This window comes from Streptomyces altiplanensis, assembly GCF_053591575.1.
In genome coordinates, this window is sequence record NZ_JBSFUB010000076.1 from 1 (window position 1) to 18,308 (window position 18,308).

General features: G+C 72.2%; 22 protein-coding genes and 1 pseudogene. 13 read left to right on the forward strand and 10 right to left on the reverse strand.

The window, feature by feature from the left end; genetic code table 11:
* Window positions 1–123 precede the first annotated feature (123 nt).
* Together ACWD0Y_RS26935 and mca are read right to left on the reverse strand one after the other, a co-directional pair.
* Window positions 124–420 carry a hypothetical protein gene (locus ACWD0Y_RS26935; protein WP_450262918.1) on the reverse strand — a complete coding sequence of 99 codons (297 nt, stop codon included), beginning with the start codon at window positions 418–420 and terminating at the stop codon, window positions 124–126.
* Complete coding sequence (mca, locus tag ACWD0Y_RS26940; protein ID WP_450262919.1) at window positions 413–1,294, reverse strand: mycothiol conjugate amidase Mca; 882 nt, start codon at window positions 1,292–1,294, stop codon at window positions 413–415. Before mca ends, ACWD0Y_RS26935 begins: the two co-directional genes overlap by 8 nt.
* A gap of 97 nt (window positions 1,295–1,391) precedes the next feature.
* Here mca and ACWD0Y_RS26945 point away from each other — a divergent pair, with 97 nt between their 5' ends.
* Together ACWD0Y_RS26945 and greA are read left to right on the forward strand one after the other, a co-directional pair.
* Entirely contained in the window at window positions 1,392–1,835 is a 444-nt protein-coding gene (locus ACWD0Y_RS26945; protein ID WP_450262920.1) for a DUF4307 domain-containing protein, read from the forward strand.
* A gap of 146 nt (window positions 1,836–1,981) precedes the next feature.
* The gene (greA, locus tag ACWD0Y_RS26950; RefSeq protein WP_093799339.1) at window positions 1,982–2,479 is read left to right on the forward strand and encodes a transcription elongation factor GreA; all 498 of its coding nucleotides are present in this window, start codon (window positions 1,982–1,984) and stop codon (window positions 2,477–2,479) included.
* Window positions 2,480–2,560: 81 nt separating this feature from the next.
* On the opposite strand, the gene ACWD0Y_RS26955 is transcribed toward greA, so the two are convergent.
* The 3 genes from ACWD0Y_RS26955 to ilvA form a co-directional block, all read right to left on the reverse strand.
* The gene (locus tag ACWD0Y_RS26955; protein ID WP_450262921.1) at window positions 2,561–3,415 is read right to left on the reverse strand and encodes an ABC transporter permease; all 855 of its coding nucleotides are present in this window, start codon (window positions 3,413–3,415) and stop codon (window positions 2,561–2,563) included.
* Window positions 3,412–4,383, reverse strand: coding sequence for an ATP-binding cassette domain-containing protein (locus ACWD0Y_RS26960; RefSeq protein ID WP_450262922.1), 972 nt, complete (start codon window positions 4,381–4,383; stop codon window positions 3,412–3,414). Before ACWD0Y_RS26960 ends, ACWD0Y_RS26955 begins: the two co-directional genes overlap by 4 nt.
* A gap of 152 nt (window positions 4,384–4,535) precedes the next feature.
* On the reverse strand, window positions 4,536–5,765 hold the full coding sequence (ilvA, locus tag ACWD0Y_RS26965; RefSeq protein ID WP_450262923.1) for a threonine ammonia-lyase: 1,230 nt from the start codon (window positions 5,763–5,765) through the stop codon (window positions 4,536–4,538).
* Window positions 5,766–5,910: 145 nt separating this feature from the next.
* On the opposite strand from ilvA, the gene ACWD0Y_RS26970 reads away from it, so the two are divergent.
* From ACWD0Y_RS26970 to ACWD0Y_RS26985, 4 genes and pseudogenes are all read left to right on the forward strand, one after another.
* A complete protein-coding gene (locus ACWD0Y_RS26970; protein WP_450262924.1) occupies window positions 5,911–6,474 on the forward strand; it encodes a MarR family winged helix-turn-helix transcriptional regulator in 564 nt (187 codons plus the stop codon).
* 32 nt (window positions 6,475–6,506) lie between these two features.
* The gene (locus ACWD0Y_RS26975) at window positions 6,507–6,989 is read left to right on the forward strand and encodes a sigma factor-like helix-turn-helix DNA-binding protein (RefSeq protein ID WP_450262925.1); all 483 of its coding nucleotides are present in this window, start codon (window positions 6,507–6,509) and stop codon (window positions 6,987–6,989) included.
* A complete protein-coding gene (locus ACWD0Y_RS26980; protein ID WP_450262926.1) occupies window positions 6,986–7,237 on the forward strand; it encodes a hypothetical protein in 252 nt (83 codons plus the stop codon). The genes ACWD0Y_RS26975 and ACWD0Y_RS26980 overlap by 4 nt, the downstream gene beginning before the upstream one ends.
* A 94-nt stretch (window positions 7,238–7,331) precedes the next feature.
* Window positions 7,332–7,439 (forward strand): annotated as a pseudogene (locus ACWD0Y_RS26985) (DUF1059 domain-containing protein); the annotation flags it as partial.
* Window positions 7,440–7,562: 123 nt separating this feature from the next.
* Here ACWD0Y_RS26985 and ACWD0Y_RS26990 read toward each other — a convergent pair.
* A complete protein-coding gene (locus ACWD0Y_RS26990; protein ID WP_450262927.1) occupies window positions 7,563–8,708 on the reverse strand; it encodes a cystathionine gamma-synthase in 1,146 nt (381 codons plus the stop codon).
* 91 nt (window positions 8,709–8,799) lie between these two features.
* On the opposite strand from ACWD0Y_RS26990, the gene ACWD0Y_RS26995 reads away from it, so the two are divergent.
* The 5 genes from ACWD0Y_RS26995 to ACWD0Y_RS27015 all read left to right on the forward strand — a co-directional run bounded on the left by ACWD0Y_RS26995 (window position 8,800) and on the right by ACWD0Y_RS27015 (window position 12,934).
* Window positions 8,800–9,906 (forward strand): hypothetical protein, encoded by a 1,107-nt coding sequence (locus tag ACWD0Y_RS26995; protein WP_450262928.1) that lies wholly within the window; start codon window positions 8,800–8,802, stop codon window positions 9,904–9,906.
* Between the two features lie 113 nt (window positions 9,907–10,019).
* Entirely contained in the window at window positions 10,020–10,682 is a 663-nt protein-coding gene (gene msrA, locus ACWD0Y_RS27000) for a peptide-methionine (S)-S-oxide reductase MsrA (RefSeq protein ID WP_450262951.1), read from the forward strand.
* Window positions 10,675–11,013, forward strand: a complete 339-nt coding sequence (locus ACWD0Y_RS27005) for a hypothetical protein (protein ID WP_450262929.1) — start codon at window positions 10,675–10,677, stop codon at window positions 11,011–11,013. Before msrA ends, ACWD0Y_RS27005 begins: the two co-directional genes overlap by 8 nt.
* A gap of 202 nt (window positions 11,014–11,215) precedes the next feature.
* Window positions 11,216–11,803, forward strand: a complete 588-nt coding sequence (locus ACWD0Y_RS27010) for a GNAT family N-acetyltransferase (RefSeq protein ID WP_450262930.1) — start codon at window positions 11,216–11,218, stop codon at window positions 11,801–11,803.
* 60 nt (window positions 11,804–11,863) lie between these two features.
* Window positions 11,864–12,934 carry a hypothetical protein gene (locus ACWD0Y_RS27015; protein WP_450262931.1) on the forward strand — a complete coding sequence of 357 codons (1,071 nt, stop codon included), beginning with the start codon at window positions 11,864–11,866 and terminating at the stop codon, window positions 12,932–12,934.
* Window positions 12,935–12,959: 25 nt separating this feature from the next.
* Here ACWD0Y_RS27015 and ACWD0Y_RS27020 read toward each other — a convergent pair whose 3' ends face one another.
* A complete protein-coding gene (locus ACWD0Y_RS27020; protein WP_450262932.1) occupies window positions 12,960–13,301 on the reverse strand; it encodes a DUF1330 domain-containing protein in 342 nt (113 codons plus the stop codon).
* A 162-nt stretch (window positions 13,302–13,463) separates the two neighbouring features.
* Window positions 13,464–14,525, reverse strand: coding sequence for an NAD(P)-dependent alcohol dehydrogenase (locus ACWD0Y_RS27025; protein WP_450262933.1), 1,062 nt, complete (start codon window positions 14,523–14,525; stop codon window positions 13,464–13,466).
* A gap of 119 nt (window positions 14,526–14,644) precedes the next feature.
* On the opposite strand from ACWD0Y_RS27025, the gene ACWD0Y_RS27030 reads away from it, so the two are divergent.
* Window positions 14,645–15,493, forward strand: coding sequence for a helix-turn-helix transcriptional regulator (locus ACWD0Y_RS27030; protein WP_450262934.1), 849 nt, complete (start codon window positions 14,645–14,647; stop codon window positions 15,491–15,493).
* Window positions 15,490–15,954, forward strand: coding sequence for an N-acetyltransferase family protein (locus ACWD0Y_RS27035; RefSeq protein WP_450262935.1), 465 nt, complete (start codon window positions 15,490–15,492; stop codon window positions 15,952–15,954). The genes ACWD0Y_RS27030 and ACWD0Y_RS27035 overlap by 4 nt, the downstream gene beginning before the upstream one ends.
* 24 nt (window positions 15,955–15,978) lie before the next feature.
* Here ACWD0Y_RS27035 and ACWD0Y_RS27040 read toward each other — a convergent pair whose 3' ends face one another.
* Together ACWD0Y_RS27040 and ACWD0Y_RS27045 are read right to left on the reverse strand one after the other, a co-directional pair.
* Window positions 15,979–16,662 carry an ABC transporter ATP-binding protein gene (locus tag ACWD0Y_RS27040; RefSeq protein WP_450262936.1) on the reverse strand — a complete coding sequence of 228 codons (684 nt, stop codon included), beginning with the start codon at window positions 16,660–16,662 and terminating at the stop codon, window positions 15,979–15,981.
* Between the two features lie 66 nt (window positions 16,663–16,728).
* Window positions 16,729–18,195 carry an ABC transporter permease gene (locus ACWD0Y_RS27045; protein ID WP_450262937.1) on the reverse strand — a complete coding sequence of 489 codons (1,467 nt, stop codon included), beginning with the start codon at window positions 18,193–18,195 and terminating at the stop codon, window positions 16,729–16,731.
* Window positions 18,196–18,308 lie beyond the last annotated feature (113 nt).

Below are 18,308 nucleotides of genomic sequence, written 5' to 3' on the forward strand. Positions count from 1 at the left end.
GTGCCGTTTCCTCGAGCGTTACCCATCCAGTGCCCAGCCATGGCGCCAGCTGCACATACTGCAGCTGCTGAGGCCAGCACCACCGAGGCGCCCGCGGGCAGGGCCCGCAGGGCCTCCCCCGCCCTACGCGTCCTTGGGCCGGTCCCCCGCGGGGCCGTCCTCCGGGGCCGGGGCCGGCGCGGAGGAGGCCGGGGCCTGGGCGGAAACCTTCTCCCGCTCCGCCGCCGGATCCGGCGCCTCCTCGAAGTCGACCCTGCCCATGTGGCGGTTCATCGACTTCATCAGCATCCACACACCGACGGCCAGCGCCGCGAACACCAGGAACCCCAGAACACCCGGGGTCACCTTGTTCTTGTCGAACTTGTCCGCGGCCAGCGGCACGAACTGCGTCATTGCCAGGGTTACGTTCACATCAGACATTGTCGCGGATGCCCGCAAACAGGTCGCTCTCGGGGAGGGACGTATCGACGAGCGACTTGGCCAGCTCGTACTCCTCCGTCGGCCAGACCTCCCGCTGGATGTCCATCGGGACGCGGAACCAGCCGCCGTCGGGGTCGATCTGCGTGGCGTGCGCGATCAGTGCCTTGTCGCGGATCTCGAAGAACTCCGCGCACGGAACGAACGTGGTCAGCGTGCGCTCGGCGCGCTGGAACTCCTTCCAGCGCTCCAGCCAGTCACCGTACGGCGACTCCATGCCGCGCTCGATCAGCGCCTCGTGGAGCGCGACGGTGCGCGGCCGGTTGAAGCCCTGGTTGTAGTAGAGCTTCTGCGGCTGGTAGGCCGGGCCGAACTCCGCCTCCGGGAACTTCTCGGTGTCCGCGGCCCCCTCGAACGCCACCATCGTGATCTTGTGGGTCATGATGTGGTCGGGGTGCGGGTAGCCGCCGTTCTCGTCGTACGTCGTGATGACCTGCGGACGGAACGAGCGGATCGACCTCACCAGCCGGCCCGCCGCCACGTCGACGTCCTCCAGCGCGAAGCAGCCCTGCGGCAGCGGCGGCAGCGGGTCGCCCTCCGGGAGGCCGGAGTCGACGAAGCCCAGCCACTCCTGGCGGACGCCGAGGATCTCGCGGGCCTCGTCCATCTCCTTCCTGCGGACCTCGTGGATGTTCTCCTCGATGTACTTGTCGCCCTGGAGCTTCGGATTGAGGATGGAGCCGCGCTCGCCTCCCGTGCAGGTCACGACCAGCACGTCCACCCCCTCGGACACATACTTGGCCATGGTCGCCGCACCCTTGCTCGACTCGTCGTCGGGGTGGGCGTGAACGGCCATCAGGCGCAGCTGCTCAGTCAAGACTCGATCCTCAGTGATTCGGCGCGATAAGCGGCTTCTATAGTGACCGAATCGAGGGGCGGAAAATTCCGGAGTCCCCGGCCCAGGAGGAACGATCATGACCACGGTGCGCGACGGTGAGGTCAGCGGTTCCGCCGCCCGGCTTCCCGAAGGCCGTTACGGCCGCTCGGCGGACGAGCGCGCGGACCGCAAGCTCAAGATCGTGGGCGCCGTGCTGGGCGCCGCGCTCGTGGCGATGGTCGGCTGGTTCGGCTACGACTACGTCGCGGGCCAGAGGATCAGCGCCGAGATGATCAAGTTCGACACCGTCTCGGACTCCGAGGTCAAGGTCCATCTCGAAGTGCGCAAGAAGGCGGACGCGGCCGGCACCTGCACGCTGCGCTCCCTCGCGGAGGACGGCACCGAAGTGGGCCGCAGGGACGTCCGTATCGACGCGTCGGGCGCCGGGCGCACCGACGAGATCTACACGGTGCGTACGACGTCCAGGGCGACGAGCACCGAGCTGACAGGCTGCGTCGCAGACGGTGGTTCCGCGGGCTGACCTGCGCCGACGCGCGTCCGGCCGTTTTCTTCCTCCCCCTTTTCCGCCTGAATTGTTAGGCTCGTGGTTTCGCCCGCCCGTGGAGGCACATCCTTCTGGGTAGGGCGATGCTTGCTTTGTATTCCCAGTACCGACGAGGAGCACCTGTGACCCAGACCAGCGAAAGCGTCACCTGGCTGACCCAGGAGGCGTACGACCAGCTCAAGGCCGAGCTGGAGTACCTGTCGGGTCCCGCACGCACGGAGATCGCCGGCAAGATCGCGGCTGCCCGCGAGGAGGGGGACCTGCGGGAGAACGGCGGGTACCACGCGGCCAAGGAGGAGCAGGGAAAGCAGGAGCTCCGTGTGCGCCAGCTGACCCAGCTCCTGGAGAACGCTAAGGTCGGCGAGGCCCCCGCGGCCAGCGGCGTCGTGGCCCCCGGCATGGTCGTCAAGATCGCCTTCGACGGTGACGAGGACGACACGATGACGTTCCTGCTCGCGTCCCGCGAGTACGCGAGCTCCGACATCGAGACCTACTCGCCGCAGTCCCCCCTGGGCACCGGCGTGATGGGCAAGAAGGTCGGCGAGGACGCGCAGTACGAGCTGCCGAACGGCAAGAAGGCTTCGGTGAAGATCCTCGAAGCCACGCCGTACCGGGGCTGAGCCGGACAGACCGCCGGACAGACACGGGAAGGCCCCCGGCCGCTTCGCGGCCGGGGGCCTTCCCGTGCGTACCGCCGGCCGTCAGACCGCCGCCGAGCGGTACTTGCGTACCGCCAGCGTCCTGAACACCACGATGATCAGGACGGACCAGGCCAGCGAGGCCCAGACCGGGTGCTGCATGGGCCAGGCGTCGGACTGGACGACGCCCGGGTTGCCGAAGAGCTCGCGGCAGGCCTGCACCGTGGCGCTGAAGGGGTTCCACTCGGCGACCGGGCGGATCCAGGAGGCCATCATCGTCGGGTCGACGAACGCGTTCGAGACGAACGTGACGGGGAAGAGCCAGATCAGGCCGCCCGAGGTGGCCGCTTCCGGGGTACGGACCGAGAGGCCGATCAGCGCGCCGATCCAGGAGAACGCGTACCCCAGGAAGAGCAGCAGGGCGAACGCGCCGAGCGCCTTGGGGATGCCCTCGTGGACGCGCCAGCCCACCAGCAGGCCGACGACGGCGAGGACCACGACCGTCAGCGCCGTCTGCACGAGGTCGGCGAGGGTGCGGCCGGTGAGGACCGCGCCGCGCGCCATGGGCAGGGAGCGGAAGCGGTCGACGAGGCCCTTGTGCATGTCGTCGGCGATGCCCGCGCCCGCGCCCGCCGTGGCGAAGGTGACGGTCTGGGCGAAGATGCCCGCCATCAGGAACTCGCGGTACCTGGCGGGATCGAGGCTGCCGCCGATGCTCATGGAGCCGCCGAAGACGTAGCTGAACAGCACGACGAACATCACGGGCTGGATCAGCCCGAAGATGACCATTTCCGGGATCCGCGCCATCCGGATCAGGTTCCGCTTGGCGATGACGAGCGAGTCGGTGACCGACTGGGAGAGGCCGCCGCGCGGCTGCGGGGCCCGGGTACCGGGTGCGGTGTCCGTTACGGCGCTCACTTGGCGGCCTCCGCTTCTTCCTCCGCGACCTCGGCCGCGTGACCGGTGAGCGAGATGAAGACGTCGTCGAGGGTGGGCCTGCGCAGTCCGATGTCGTCGATCTCGACCCCGCGGACGTCCAGCTCGCGGATGACCTCGGCGAGCAGCTTGGCGCCGCCGGTGACGGGGACGGTGATCCTGCGGGTGTGGCGCTCGGTCTTGCTCGCCCCCTTGCCGAAGGTGCGCAGTACCTCGTCGGCGGTGGGGAGGTACTCGGGGTCGTGCACGACGACCTCGATGCGTTCGCCGCCCGTCCGGGCCTTGAGCTGGTCGGAGGTGCCGCGCTCGATGACCCGGCCGCGGTCGATGACGCAGATGTCGTGGGCCAGGTGGTCGGCCTCCTCCAGGTACTGGGTGGTGAGCAGCAGCGTCGTACCGCCCGCGACCAGTTCCTGGATGACCTCCCACAGCTGCTGGCGGTTGCGCGGGTCGAGTCCGGTGGTCGGCTCGTCCATGAACATCACGGGCGGGGAGACGACCAGCGCCGCCGCGAGGTCGAGGCGGCGGCGCATGCCGCCGGAGTAGGTCTTGGCCGTGCGGTCGGCGGCGTCGGCGAGGTGGAAGCGCTCCAGCAGCTCGACCGCGCGGGCCTTCGCGTCCCTCGCGGACATCTGGTAGAGCCTGCCGACCATCTGGAGGTTCTCGCGCCCGGTGAGGTATTCGTCGACGGCGGCGAACTGGCCGGACAGTCCTATGGAGCGGCGCACTTCGTTGGGGTGCTTGAGGACGTCGATGCCCGCGACGACCGCCGTGCCGCTGTCGGGCCGGAGCAGGGTGGTCAGGACGCGCACGGCGGTGGTCTTGCCGGCGCCGTTGGGGCCGAGGAGGCCCAGGACCGTGCCTTCCGGCACGTCGAGGTCGACACCGTCGAGGGCCTTTACGTCGCCGAAGGTCTTCACCAGGCCTTCGGCGTAGATGGCGCCTGGCATAAGGGTTCCCCCATGGTTTTGGGTGTTTCCTACGCGAATCCTAGGTTTGGCCCACTTCTCCCGCGCGACGGGACAGTGACGCACGGCACACCATAACGCGATACATCGCGTTGGGGGAGGGGTTTCGCGCAGCCCTTGCGCCTCGTACGGCCCTACGGCAGAACGGTGTACCCCGCCTCCCGCAGCACCGCCCCGACCTCCGCGCAGTGCTCGGGGCCCTTCGTCTCCAGGTGCAGCTCCACCTCGGCCTCCGTGAGCCCGAGCCGCGGATCGGTCCGTACGTGCCCCACGTCCAGGACGTTGACGTCCACCACCGACAGCGCCCCCAGGAGCGTGGCCAGGGCCCCCGGCCGGTCCGTCAGACGCAGCCGCAGCGACAGGTACCGGCCCGCCGCCGCCATGCCGTGCCGCAGGATGCGCTGCATCACCAGCGGATCGACGTTGCCGCCCGACAGCACCGCGACCACCGGCCCCTCGAACGACTCCGGCTTGCTCAGCAGCGCCGCGACCGGGCTCGCCCCGGCCGGTTCGACGACCATCTTGGCCCGCTCCAGGCACAGCAGCAGCGCGCTCGACAGCTCGTCCTCGGAGACCGTGACCAGACCGTCCAGCAACTGGCTGATGACCGCGAACGGCACGTCGCCGGGCCGCCCCACCTTGATACCGTCCGCCATCGTCTGCGCCGTCTCGACCGACACCGGCCGCCCGGCCGCCAGCGACGGCGGATAGCACGCCGCGTTCTGTGCCTGCACGCCGATGATCCGCACGTCCGGGCGCAGCGCCTTGACCGCGATCGCGATGCCCGCGGCCAGCCCGCCGCCGCCCACACCGACGACGATCGTCCGCACCTCGGGGCACTGCTCCAGGATCTCCAGGCCGAGTGTGCCCTGCCCGGCGACGATGTCGGGGTGGTCGAAGGGGTGGATGAAGACCGCGCCCGTCTCGTCGGCGTGGTCCTGCGCGGCGGCCAGCGTCTCGTCGACCACCTGGCCGTGCAGCCGCACGTCGGCGCCGTAGTCGCGGGTCGCCGCGACCTTCGGCAGGGGCGCCCCGACCGGCATGAAGACCGTGGACCGTACGCCGAGGAGGGACGAGGCGAGGGCGACGCCCTGCGCGTGGTTGCCCGCGCTGGCGGCGACCACTCCCGCCGCGCGCTGCTCCGGGGACAGCCCGGCGATCCGTACGTACGCGCCGCGCAGCTTGAACGAACCGGTCCGCTGGAGGTTCTCGCACTTCAGGTGGACCGGGGAGCCGACCAGGTGCGACAGGTACCGGCTGCCCTCCATCGCCGTGGCCCGCGCCACGCCGGAGAGCATCTTCTGCGCCCCGCGGATGTCGTCGAGGAGGAGGGTGCGCAAGGGGTCGGGCGTGCTGAAGCTCATGACGGCAAGTCTTGCAGCTCACCCGTCGCGGGACGGTCCGGGCCCGGGCCCGCAACCGTTTCCCGCAGCGCCGGTACGCGTGCGCTGCCACCCGCGTACTCTGTCCCCCACCACACCGACCACCGCACGAAGAGAGCCCCCAGCCATGCCCACTTCCCAGGACATGACGACTGATCCGGACACCGGCCTCCTCGATGCCCTCCAGCACCAGGTGGCCGTCTTCGCCCGCCGCGCCGAACAGACCAGGCTCGGCGGAGTGGGCCAGGTCCGCAACTCCATGGACCGCGCGGCCTACCTGCTGCTCAACCGGCTCGACCAGGAAGGACCGATGGGCGTCAAGGCGCTGGCCGCGGGCATGGGGATCGACTCCTCGACCGTGACCAGGCAGGTCGCGCCGCTCGTCGACACGGGCCTGGTCAAGCGCACGTCGCACCCGGAGGACGGCCGCGCGGTCGTGCTCCAGCTGTCACCGCGCGGCCAGGCGCGGCTCGACGAGGTGCGCTCGTCGCGGCGCGAACTGATGGCACAGGTGACCGAGGGCTGGAGCCAGGAGGAGCGCGACTCCTTCTGCACGCTCCTCACGCGCTTCAACTCCGCGCTGTCCGCGCGCCAGAGCGCGGCGGGGGCGGAAGCCGCCCCCGGGAGCGGTGTCGAGACCGGACCCGAGACCGGGTACGAGACCGGGTCCGAGGTGCCTCCGACCTCTTGACCCGGGGCCTGCCCCTGCCCTGATATGAGGGCGTGCGAGAGCGGCAGGCGGTCCGGCATCGCCGCAGGGCCCGTGAGTTCGAGGCGTTCGTCGCGGGCGCGGCAGGACGGCTGCTGCATGCCGCGACGCTGCTGACGGCCGAGCCCGCGGACGACAACCCGCGCGCCCGGCGGCTGCTGACGGCCGCGCTCTCCCGTACGTACGCGGACTGGCAACGGCTGCGCGGCGAGGACCCGTACGAGCGCACCCGCCAGGAGCTCACGGCCCGTTTCGCGCGCACCGCGTGGCACTACCGCAGGCCCCGCACCGGGGGCGGGGTCCTGGAGCGGCTGACCCCGCGGGAGCGGCTGGTCCTGGTCCTGCGCCTGTACGAGGGCGTCGCCGAGGAACAGGCCGCGGCGCAGATCGGCCTCCCCCCGGAGCGGGTCCGGGCGATCTGCACGCGCGCGGTGGCGGCGATGCGCAGCCGGCCGCCCGCGCCGGCCGGGCCGGTACCGAAGGCGGCGGCGCCGTGAGCTTCCCCGACCGCAGGCAGGACGAGGTGCGGCGGATGCTGGAGGGCGCGCGCCCGCCGGTCCCGGCGGACCTGGGCCGGCGCGCCGCCGAGCGCGGGGCCCGGCTGCTGCGCCGGCGGGTGCTCGTCCGGCGACTGCTGTGGGTGCTGGTGGCGCTGGCGGTGGCGGCGTTCACGGTGTGGGCGGCACTGGAACAGCCCTGGACGGCACCGCCGTCGGAGGTCGCACCGCCGCTGGAGGGCTGGTGAGCCCCGGATCTACGCCGGAGAAGGCCGCGCAGCACGAGCCCAGGAGGTCACCGTGGCCAGAAAGGTCGCCGGCTGCCGGAAGACCCCCGGCGTCATGAACTGCACGCTCAGAACCGCCGGTGAGGAAGCGGAAGTCGTACGGGCCGCCACCGAACACGCGGTGTCCGTCCACGAACACCAGGACACCCCGGAACTGCGCCGGACGGTCCGGGAGTCCTGGAGGACGAGCAGCCCGGCATCTGGACCACCGCCGTCCCCGCGGCGCCCGCCCTGCCCGCCTCTCCTCGCGAAGCGGGGGCGGGCGCCGCGGGCGTCCGGGGGCGGCTCAGCCCAGCATCTGCTTCAGGTCGGCCAGCAGGTCGTCGCCCGACTCGATGCCCACCGACAGCCGCACCAGGTCCGCCGGAACCTCCAGCGCGGACCCCGCCGCCGAGGCGTGCGTCATCCGGCCCGGGTGCTCGATCAGCGACTCGACGCCGCCCAGCGACTCGCCCAGCGTGAAGAGCTTCGCGCGGTTGCAGACCTCGACCGCCGCCTCCTCGCCGCCGTCGACGCGGAACGACACCATGCCGCCGAACGCCTTCATCTGCTTGGCCGCGGTCTCGTGGCCCGGGTGCTCCGGCAGCCCCGGGTACAGGACCTGGCTGACCCGGGGGTGGCGGGACAGCATGTCCGCGACGCGCGTGGCGTTCTCGCTGTGCCGGTCCATCCGCACCGCCAGCGTCTTGATGCCGCGCAGCACGAGCCACGCGTCGAACGGCCCGGCGACCGCGCCCATCGCGTTCTGGTGGTACGTCAGCTCCTCGCCCAGCGCGGCGTCGTTCACGATCAGCGCGCCGCCGACGACGTCCGAGTGCCCGCCCATGTACTTCGTCGTCGAGTGCACGACGACGTCCGCGCCGAGCGCGAGCGGCTGCTGGAGGTAGGGGCTCGCGAAGGTGTTGTCGACGACGAGGCGCACGCCGGCCGCGCGCGCGACGCCCGCGAGCGCCTCGATGTCGCTGATGCCCAGGAGCGGGTTCGAGGGCGTCTCGACCCAGATGATCTTGGTCTTCGGGGTGAGGGCGGCCCGTACCGCCGCGGGGTCGGAGCTGTTCGCGACCGAGAAGGTCACACCCCACCGGGAGACGACCTTGGCGAAGAGCCGGAAGGTGCCGCCGTACGCGTCGTTCGGGATGACCACGTGGTCGCCGGGGCTCAGCAGGGTCCGCAGCAGGCAGTCCTCCGCCGCCAGGCCCGACGCGAAGGCCAGCCCGAGGCTGCCGCCTTCGAGCGCCGCGAGGTTCTCCTCCAGGGCGGTGCGGGTCGGGTTGGCGCTGCGGCTGTACTCGTAGCCGCCGCGCAGTCCGCCCACGCCGTCCTGCTTGTACGTGGACACCTGGTAGATCGGCGGGACGACCGCGCCCGTGAGGGGGTCCGCGGTGTTGCCGGCGTGGATCGCGAGGGTCTCGAAACTGTGCTGGTCGCTCATGGGAACGAGGGTAGTTCGTCGGCGCCCGCGTCCCGGTCCCCTCCGGGCCCCGTCCCGGTCCTGTCCCGCCGGCGTCCGGGACAATGGAGCCATGGAGATTCTCTGGTTCCTGATCGCCCTGTGCATGCTGGCGGCGGTCATCGGCCCCGTCGTGCTGCGCAGGCGCGGCGGCGGCATCCGCCTCGTCCCGCCCGGCTCCCCCGACGCCGCCGACCCGGCCGACTACGGCTTCGTACGCCAGGAACTGCTCGACGTCCGCATGCCGGGCCCGGACCAGGACCTGGAGGACGTACTGGAAGTGGTGCAGCGCTCCCAGGACTGGCGGGCCGCCGCGCAGCTCCTGGCCGGGACGCCGAAGGAGGGCGAGGTCCGCTGGCAGCGCGTGCAGGCGTTCGCCGGGGCCGCGTCGCTGGAGCTGGCGCAGCACCCGGGCGAGGGCGGGCGCTGGCTGCGGGCCTGGCGGGCCGAGTCGCCGAAGGACGCGGGCGGCGCGCAGGTGCACGCCGAGTTCCTGGTGCAGCAGGCGTGGCGCACCTCGACGCCCGGCACGGACGACTTCCGGATCATCCTGGAGGAGGCCCGTACGGTGTGCGGCGAGGCGGCGCTGCTCGCACCGGGCGACCCCGTCCCGTACCTCACCGAACTGGCCGTCGCGCGCGGACTGGCCTACCCCGAGCCCGAGTTCGACCAGCTGTGGGCGAAGGTCCTGGACCGCGCGCCGGACCACATGGGCGCGCACCTCGCCGCGCTGAGCTACCGCAGCGAGAAGTGGCACGGCTCGCGCGGGGCCGCCGACGCCTTCGCCACCGCGGCCGCCGCCCGCGCCCCGCAGGGGTCGCTGCTCGCGGCGCTGCCCCTGTTCGCGGTGTACGAGCACCTGCCCGAGGTCAATCTCGTGAACGGCTTCTACCAGAGCGCGGTCGTGTCGAGGGCGATGGAGGGCGCGCTCTACGCGGTGCACGCCGCCCGCCCCGACGACCCGATGCTGGCGCACGTGCGCCACCTGCTGGTCTTCTTCCTCGTACGCGCCGAACGCTGGTCCGAGGCGATGAACCAGCTGCGGCACGTGGACGGGCACGTCGGCGCCCTGCCCTGGACGCACAGCCCCGACCCGGCGGCGGACTACGCGGTGTACCGGGCGCTGGCGGTCGCCGGGTACGAGGCGAACGGCGGCAGCCCGGCGACGCTGCCCCACTGACGCCCCGCCGCCGGCCGACGCGGAATTCCGGGCGGCGCCGGAACGTTGATCCCGGTGCCGCCCCGCCCCCGTGCCCGCGCCCCGCGCCCGCGCCCCGTGAAGGAGACCGCGTCATGCTGTTCGGCCGTACCCCCCAGCTCCCCACCCCCGAGCAGGCCCTGAAGGGCCGCCCGACCCCCGAGTTCGAGGTGCCCTCCCGCCACACGGTCCTCGGCAACCCGCTCGTGGGCCCGTACCCGGACGGTCTGGAGACCGCCGACTTCGGCATGGGCTGCTTCTGGGGCGCGGAGCGCACGTTCTGGCAGACGGAGGGCGTCTGGACGACGCTCGTCGGCTACCAGGGCGGTTACACCGAGAACCCGGCGTACGAGGAGGCCTGCTCGGGCCTGACGGGCCACACGGAGGCGGTGCGCGTCGTCTTCGACCCGTCGGTGGTCTCGTACGAGCAGCTGCTGAAGGTCTTCTGGGAGAACCACGACCCGACCCAGGGCTTCCGCCAGGGCAACGACGTGGGCACGCAGTACCGCTCGGCGATCTACACCCACTCCCCCGCCCAGGCCGCGGCGGCGGAGGCGTCCCGCGAGGCGTACCAGAAGGTACTGACGGCCTCGGGCCACTCCATGATCACCACGGAGATCCTCCCGGCCGGCACCCGCCCGTTCTGGCCGGCCGAGCCGTACCACCAGCAGTACCTCGACAAGAACCCGGCGGGCTACTGCGGCATCGGCGGCACGGGCGTCTCCTGCCCGGTCGGGGTCGCGAAGGCCGATGGCTGAGCCCCTCCCGCCGGACACGGCGGCGACGCTGAACGCGTTGCTCGCCGGCCCCGGCCCGGTGAGCGGCGCCCTGCGGGCCCAGATCCCGCACACCCGCGTGACGGGCCGGTGCGGCTGCGGCTGCGCGACGCTCGACCTGACGGTGGACCGCGCGGCCGTGCCGGCGGCCCCGGCGCACGGGAATCCGGCTGTGGACGCCTGGTACGCCGTACCGGACGAGGCCGGGGTCATGGTGTTCACCGAGGACGGTTACCTCTCGCTCCTGGAGATCTACTCGGCGTCCGGCGAGCCGGTCACCGGATGGCCGGAGCCTCGTTTCCTGAAGCGCTGAGGGGCCCTGCGGGCGGCCGTCCGGTCCGGCCGACGACGGACGCGCACGCACCGCGGAGGGCCGGCCGGGCCGGGTCCGCGAGCGTTCCGGCGTCGCCGCAGCGCTCGCGGACCCGCCCGCCGGGCCGCTCGGACCCGTCGTCGTTCCCGTACGCCCCGTTTATTCGCTGGTGGTCGTCGGCGGCAGGCGCGAGCATCGGGGGGTGCCCACCTTCCTGGAGACCGAACGGCTCGTACTGCGGCCGTTCTGTGAGGACGACAGCGACATCGAGCGACTGGTCCGGCTCGACAGCGACCCCGACGTCATGCGCTTCATCAACGGTGGACGCCCCACCTCCCGCGCACACGTCGTCGAGCGGGTGCTTCCGCAGCTGACGCGCGATTACCCGTGCATCGGGACCCGTGGGTTCTGGGCCGCCGAGGAGAAGGCGACGGGCGCGTTCCTCGGCTGGTTCGAGTTCCGGCCGCTGGCGGACGACTGCGCCGACGTCGTCGAGCTCGGGTACCGGCTGGGCCGGCCCGCCTGGGGGCGTGGTTACGCCACCGAAGGGGCCCGCGCCCTGATCCGCAAGGGGTTCACCGAGTTCGGCGTGCAGAAGGTCACCGCGGACACCATGTACGTCAACTCCCGCTCGCGACGCGTGATGGAGAAGGCGGGGCTCGTCTTCGTACGCCGGTGGTACGGGGAGTGGCCCGACAGCATCGACGGCTGCGAGCACGGGGAGGTCGAGTACGCCCTGGAGCGGAGCCGGTGGAGCGACCGCGGCGAGGCCGGCCGCCCGGCGGACTGAGGCCCGCATTTTGCCTGCCCGTGCGCTTGCCGTGATCCTGACCAGGGATGATGACGTTCCGTGTACACGAACCTCATCACCGGCGTCGGCCTGGCGGTTCTCGCCTGGGCCCTCGTCCACGTCACCCGACTCGCCCTCCGCAACCAGCGGGCCAAGCACTTCGACGCCGCCGCCTACGGCCTCGTCCCCCGCGACCGGCTCGACACCCGGCGCCCCGGCCCGCCCCGCGACGAACCCGCGCTGCGCCTCTCCGTCGACGCCGCCTGCCGGGGCGACTGGGAGCCCGCCTCCGGCCTGCTGGCCGCGGCCACGGACGAGCAGGACTGGGAGACGCGCTGGCGGCTCGTCGAGGTCTTCGCGGACGTCGCCGTCGAGGACGAGCGGTGGCTGCGGACCTGGCGCGCCGAACGGCCCCGGGACGCGGACGCCGTCGTCGTGCACGCCCACGCCCTTCTCCTGCGCGCCTGGGAGGCGCGTGGCGTGAAGTACGCCGGGGAGACCCCGGACGAGCGGATGGCGCTCTTCGCCGAGCTGCTGCCGACCGCGATGCACGCCGCCCGGGAGGCGGCCGCGCTGGCTCCGCGCGACCCCTCGCCGTGGATCACGATGGTCGCCGCCGCGCGCGGGCTCGGGCTCCCCCACGAGGAGTTCCGGCAGCTGTGGGGCGAGGTCGTGGCCCGGGCGCCGCGGCATTACGACGCCCACTGGCAGGCACTCCAGTACTGGTGCCAGAAGTGGTACGGCTCGCACAAGCTGATGTTCAAGTTCGCCAAGGAGGCGGCGGAGTCCGCGCCGGCCGGCTCCCTGCTCTCCGGGATCTACCTGCACGCCGTGCACGAAGCCGTGCGCCAGGAAGGCGAGCAGGCGTACCGCACCTGGGCCACCAGGCCGATGCTGGCCCGGGTGGCCGCCGACCTGGCGCAGGCGGTGCCCGACGACCACCGGCTGCCGCCGATACGTCACCTGCTCGCCGCCGCGCTGGTGAAGACCGGGCGTCACACCGAGGCCCTGGCCCAGTTCCGGCTGATCGGCGGCTGGTGCGGAGCCGCCCCGTGGACCGACGCCGACGATCCCGTGCCGGCCTTCGACCACGCCCGCGGCCTCGCCGCGCTGGGGTCGGGCCGCCCTTAGCGGGCGGACGGGGGGCGGCGCCGCGTCACCCCGCCTGCTGCCGCATCCTCGCCGCCGTGTCCGCCGCGTCGTAGCCGGGGGCCACGCCGTCCACCAGGACGATGTCCGCGGTGATGTACCGCGTACGCAGCGGCACGATCTCCTGGTAGGCGTCGGAGTCGTACCAGGCACGCGCCTGGTGGATGTCCGGGAAACCTATGACGACCAGGTAGCCGGGCCACTCCCCCTCGTGGACCTCCACCTCGGTCCCGTGGACGAGGAAGCGGCCCCCGAAGGGGTCGAGGGTGGCCTGGATCCGCTCCATGTACACGAAGGTGTCCTCGTGCTGGGCGGCGGCGTGCAGGTGACCGACGGCGTAGGCGCTCACGGTGTTTCCTCCCCGGGGGATGCGACGAGCTGGTGCGTCACATCCTCGCGGGGGGCCCGGCGGCAGTCGATTACCTCCCGGGTAATGCGGGACCGCGCGACGCGCTCCCGGCTCCCGGCTCCCGGCTCCCGGCTCCCGGCTCCCGGCTCCCGGCTCCCGGCGTCAGATCGTCGCCGCGTCGATCACGAAGCGGTAGCGGACGTCGCTCGCGAGCACCCGCTCGTACGCCTCGTTGATCCGGTCCGCGCCGATCAGCTCGATCTCCGCGCCCAGCCCGTGCCGCGCGCAGAAGTCGAGCATCTCCTGCGTCTCGGGGATGCCGCCGATCATCGAGCCGGCCAGGATCTTGTTGCCGCCGATCAGCGAGAACATGTTGAGCGCGTTGGGCTCTTCGGGGGCGCCGACGTTCACGAACGCCCCGCCCACCTTGAGCAGGCCCAGGTAGGCGTCCATGTCGAGCGGCGCGGAGACCGTCGAGACGATCAGGTCGAAGGAGCCGGCCAGCTCCTCGAAGGTCTTCGGGTCGCTGGTCGCGTAGAAGTGGTCGGCGCCGAGCTTCAGCCCGTCCTCCTTCTTGCGGAGGGTCTGGCTCAGCACGGTCACCTCGGCGCCCAGCGCGTCGGCGATCTTGACGCCCATGTGGCCGAGGCCGCCCAGGCCGAGGATCGCGACCTTCTTGCCGGGGCCCGCCTGCCAGTGGTTGAGCGGCGAGTAGAGGGTGATGCCGGCGCACAGCAGCGGGGCGGCGACGTCCAGCGAGAGGCCCTCGGGGATGCGGACGGCGTAGTTCTCGTCGACGACGAGGTGGGTGGAGTAGCCGCCGTAGGTCGGCTCGCCGTTCTTGTCGAGGGCGTTGTACGTACCGGTCGAGCCCTTGGCACAGTGCTGCTCCTGGCCCGCGCGGCAGGCCTCGCACTCCCGGCAGGAGTCGACGAGGCAGCCGACGCCCACCCGGTCGCCGACCGCGTACTTGCTGACGCCGGGGCCGACCTCGGTGACGATGCCGGCGATCTCGTGGCCGGGGACCATCGGGTAGATGCCCTTGCCCCAGCCGTCGCGTGCCTGGTGGATGTCGGAGTGGCAGATGCCCGCGTACTTGATCTCGATCAGTACGTCGTGCTCGCCGACCGGGCGGCGCGGTACGGAGGTCTTCTCCAGCGGGGCGCCGGCGGAGGGGGCGGCGTATGCGGCAACAGAGGTGACGGGGGAAACAGAAGTGCTCATGGCGACCAGCCTGCGGGAACGGCGGGCGTCCACCCAGCCCCCTGTTGAGCGTACGTCCGCTGTGCGTACCACTGGCGGGGACAGGATCACCGTCGTACGACAGGCAATACTTGACTGTTATGGACCAGCGCGCCGAACTGAGTGAGTTCCTCCGCTCCCGCCGTGCGCGGCTCAAGCCCGAGGACGTGGGCCTGCCCGACTTCGGCAGGCACCGCCGTGTGCCGGGCCTGCGCCGCGAGGAGCTGGCGCAGCTGGCGGGGGTCTCGGTGGCGTACTACACCCGTCTTGAGCAGGGGAACGGCCGCAACGTCTCCATGGGGGTGCTGGACGCGATCGCCCGCGCCCTGCGGCTGTCCGACGCCGAGCGCGACCACCTCACCCATCTCGCCAAGCCCTCGCAGAAGCGCAGGCGTCCGGCGCGGCCGCAGCGTCTGCGGCCCGGTGTCCAGCAGCTGATGGACACCATGGAGGGGGTGCCGGCGTACGTCATGGGGCGGCGCACCGACATCCTCGGCTGCAACCGCATGGCCCGGGTGCTGTTCGGCGACATCACCGCGCTCCCCGCCGAGGAGCGCAACCTCGCGCGTCTCCTCTTCCTGGGCGACGGCTTCCGGGACGTGTACGCCGACTGGGAGCTCAAGGCCTGCGAGGTCGTCAGCTACTTGCGGCTGGACGCGGGCTGTCATCCGGACGATCCGCTGCTGTCCGCGCTGGTCGGCGAGCTGTCGGTGAAGAGCGAGGTGTTCAGGAGCTTGTGGGCCGCGCACCACGTGAAGGACAAGGGCCACGGCACCAAGCGCCTGCACCACCCGCTGGTGGGTGAGCTGACCCTGGCGTACGAGACGCTGACGCTGCCCGACGACCCGGAGCAGCACCTGATCACCTTCCACGCGGAGCCGGGCTCGCCCTCGCGGGAATCCCTGCAACTGCTGGCGAACTGGGGCACCGATGTGGAGTACGCCGCATGAGTGACACGACGGTGACCCTGCGCCGGGCGGCCGGGCCCGACGACGCCGCCGCCGTGGCCGAGGTGTGGCTGCGGTCGTACGACGCCGCGCTGCCCACGGTGAAGCGGGCGCACAGCGACGACGGGGTGCGGGACTTCTTCCGGTACGTCGTGGTGCCGGAGCAGGAGACGTGGGTGGCGGAGAGCGGCGGCGCCGTGGTGGGGATGATGGCGCTGGAGCCCGGCCGGATCGAGCAGCTGTACCTGGCGCCGGACCACCGGGGGCGCGGGATCGGCGACCGTTTCGTAGAGCTCGCGAAGGAGCGCTCGCCCGGCGGTCTGGAGCTGTGGACCTTCCAGGTCAACGGGCCCGCCCACCGCTTCTACGAGCGGCACGGTTTCCGTGCGGCCGAGCGGACGGACGGCTCGCGCAACGAGGAGCGCGAGCCGGACGTCCGTTACGTGTGGGCGCCGCGGGCCTGAGGCGGCGCCGGCGGGGGCGGGAGGTCAGGCCGTCGCGTTCTCCGTCACCGTGACGTGGCCCGTGCGGATCGTGGCCAGGCGCGGGGCGCGGCGGGCGAGGGCGCTGTCGTGGGTGACCATCACGAAGGTCAGTCCGTGTTCCCTCCACAGCCCTTCGAGCAGTTCCATGATCTCGTCGCGCATCGACTCGTCGAGGTTGCCGGTGGGTTCGTCCGCGAGCAGCACCTTGGGCCGCTTGACGAGCGCGCGGGCGATCGCGACGCGCTGCTGCTGGCCGCCGGACATCTCGCCCGGCAGGTGCGCGAGGCGTTCGCCGAGGCCCACGGAGTCCAGTGCCTGCGCCGCCCGCTCGCGCCGGTCCGCCGCCTTCAGGCCCAGCGGCACGAGCGCCGTCTCGACGTTCTCCTGGGCCGTGAGGGTGGGGATGAGGTTGAAGCTCTGGAAGACGAAGCCGATGCTCTCGGCGCGGACCCTGGTGAGCCGGGCCTCCGGCAGCGCGGCCAGGTCGACGCCGTCGAGCTCGACGCTGCCGGCCGTCGGCCGGTCCAGGCCGCCGAGCATCTGGAGGAGGGTGGACTTGCCGCCGCCGGTGGGGCCCTGGATGACGAGGCGGCCGCCGTCCTCGATGGTCAGGTCGACGCCGGCGAGCGCGTCGATGGTGTCCTTGCCGCGCCGGTAGCGCTTGGTGACGCCTCTGAGCTGGTACATGGGTGGGTCTCAACTCCTGCTGTGCGAAGTACGAAGTAAGAAGTACGAAGAAGGGGTGCGGGGCGGTCAGGCGACCCGGCGCAGCGCGTCGGCCGGGCGCAGCCGGGAGGCGCGCCAGCCGCCGAAGCCGCCCGCGATCAGCCCGCCCGCGACGGCCAGGGCGACGGCGAGGGCGACGGTGGTGAGGGAGACGGGCGCGGTGAGCGCGATGTCGACGGCCTTGCCGGGGGCCTGCCGGAGCGGTCCTCCCATGCCGCCGCCTCCGCCGGGACCCGTCACCGTGGTGGCGGCCCCGCCGCCGAGCTGCGCGGTGAGGGTGGGGCTGACCGCGGTGACGAGGTGGGCACCGCCGACGCCGAGGGCGATGCCGAGCGCGCCGCCGAGCAGACCGTTGACCAGGGCCTCGCCGACGACCTGGCGGGTGACGCGGCCGCTCTTCCAGCCGAGCGCCTTGAGCGTGCCGAACTCCTGTACGCGCCGGCCGACCGCCGACGAGGTGAGCAGCCCGGCCACCAGGAACGCGGCGGCGAGCACGGCGGCGGAGAGCCACGTGCCGACGCCGGCGGCGAGGCCGGAGGCGGTGGAGAGGGAGCCGGAGACGGTGTCGGCGAGGTCGGCGGAGGTGGTGACGGTCGTACCCGGGATGTTCTTCCGGACTGCGGACTTGACGCCGTCGATGCGCTGCGAGTCGGTGACCCTGACGTAGACGGTGGTGACCTCGTCCTTGGCGCCGGCCAGGGTCTGGGCCTGCTTGAGGGGGACGTACACGTGGGCGGCGGCGTCGCCGCTGTCGGCCGTCGCGATGCCGACGACCTTGTACTTCGTGCCGGAGACGGTGACGGTCCCGCCGGTCTTGAGCTTCTTCTCCTGCGCGTAGGCGCTGTCGACGACGGCGACCTCGGCGTCGGTCTCGGCGTCGGTGAAGGTGCGCCCCGAGGTGATCTCGGAGGAGGTGAGCGGGCCCAGGGCGGGTTCGGTGACGTCGGTTCCGTAGACGGAGAAGGAGTCGACGCCGAACGCGGCGCCACCGCCCCGTACCGCGCCGCCGCCACCTCCGGTGCCGGTGCCGCCGCCGGGTCCGCCCGGCCGCGCGGGCTGCGCCTTCTCGACCTCGCCGCGCTTGAACTGGCCGCTGACCTTGAGGACTTGCAGGCTCAGGCCGCCGGCCGCGTCGGCGACGCCGTCCTGCTCCGCGACCTTGCCGACGGTGGAGGACGCCAGGGTCTGGAAGCCCTGCACCATCACCCGGTCGCTGCTCTGCTCCTTGTCGTCGCCGCTGTCCCTGGCGTCGAACTCGAAGCGCGGCCTGCGGCTGGTGTCGTTCTCGCCGGGCGGCGTCGCGGCCTTGGTGACCGTCATGTCGGTCCCCAGTCCGTACAGCGATTCCAGGACCTTGTCCTGGGCGCGGCCCATGCCGGTGGAGACCGAACCGACCACGATGACCAGCGCGATGCCGAGGGCGAGGCCCGAGGCGACGACGAGCGCCGCCTTTCTGCGGCGGCGCAGCTCGCGCCGGAGGTAGGTGAAGAACATGGCGCGAAGGTACGGGCGGCTCGTGATGGCCGGATAAGGCCGGTCTGAGAGCCGTATGAGAAGCGGGAACGCGAACGGCGGCGGGCGCCACCCCCGGGGATTGGGGGTGGCGC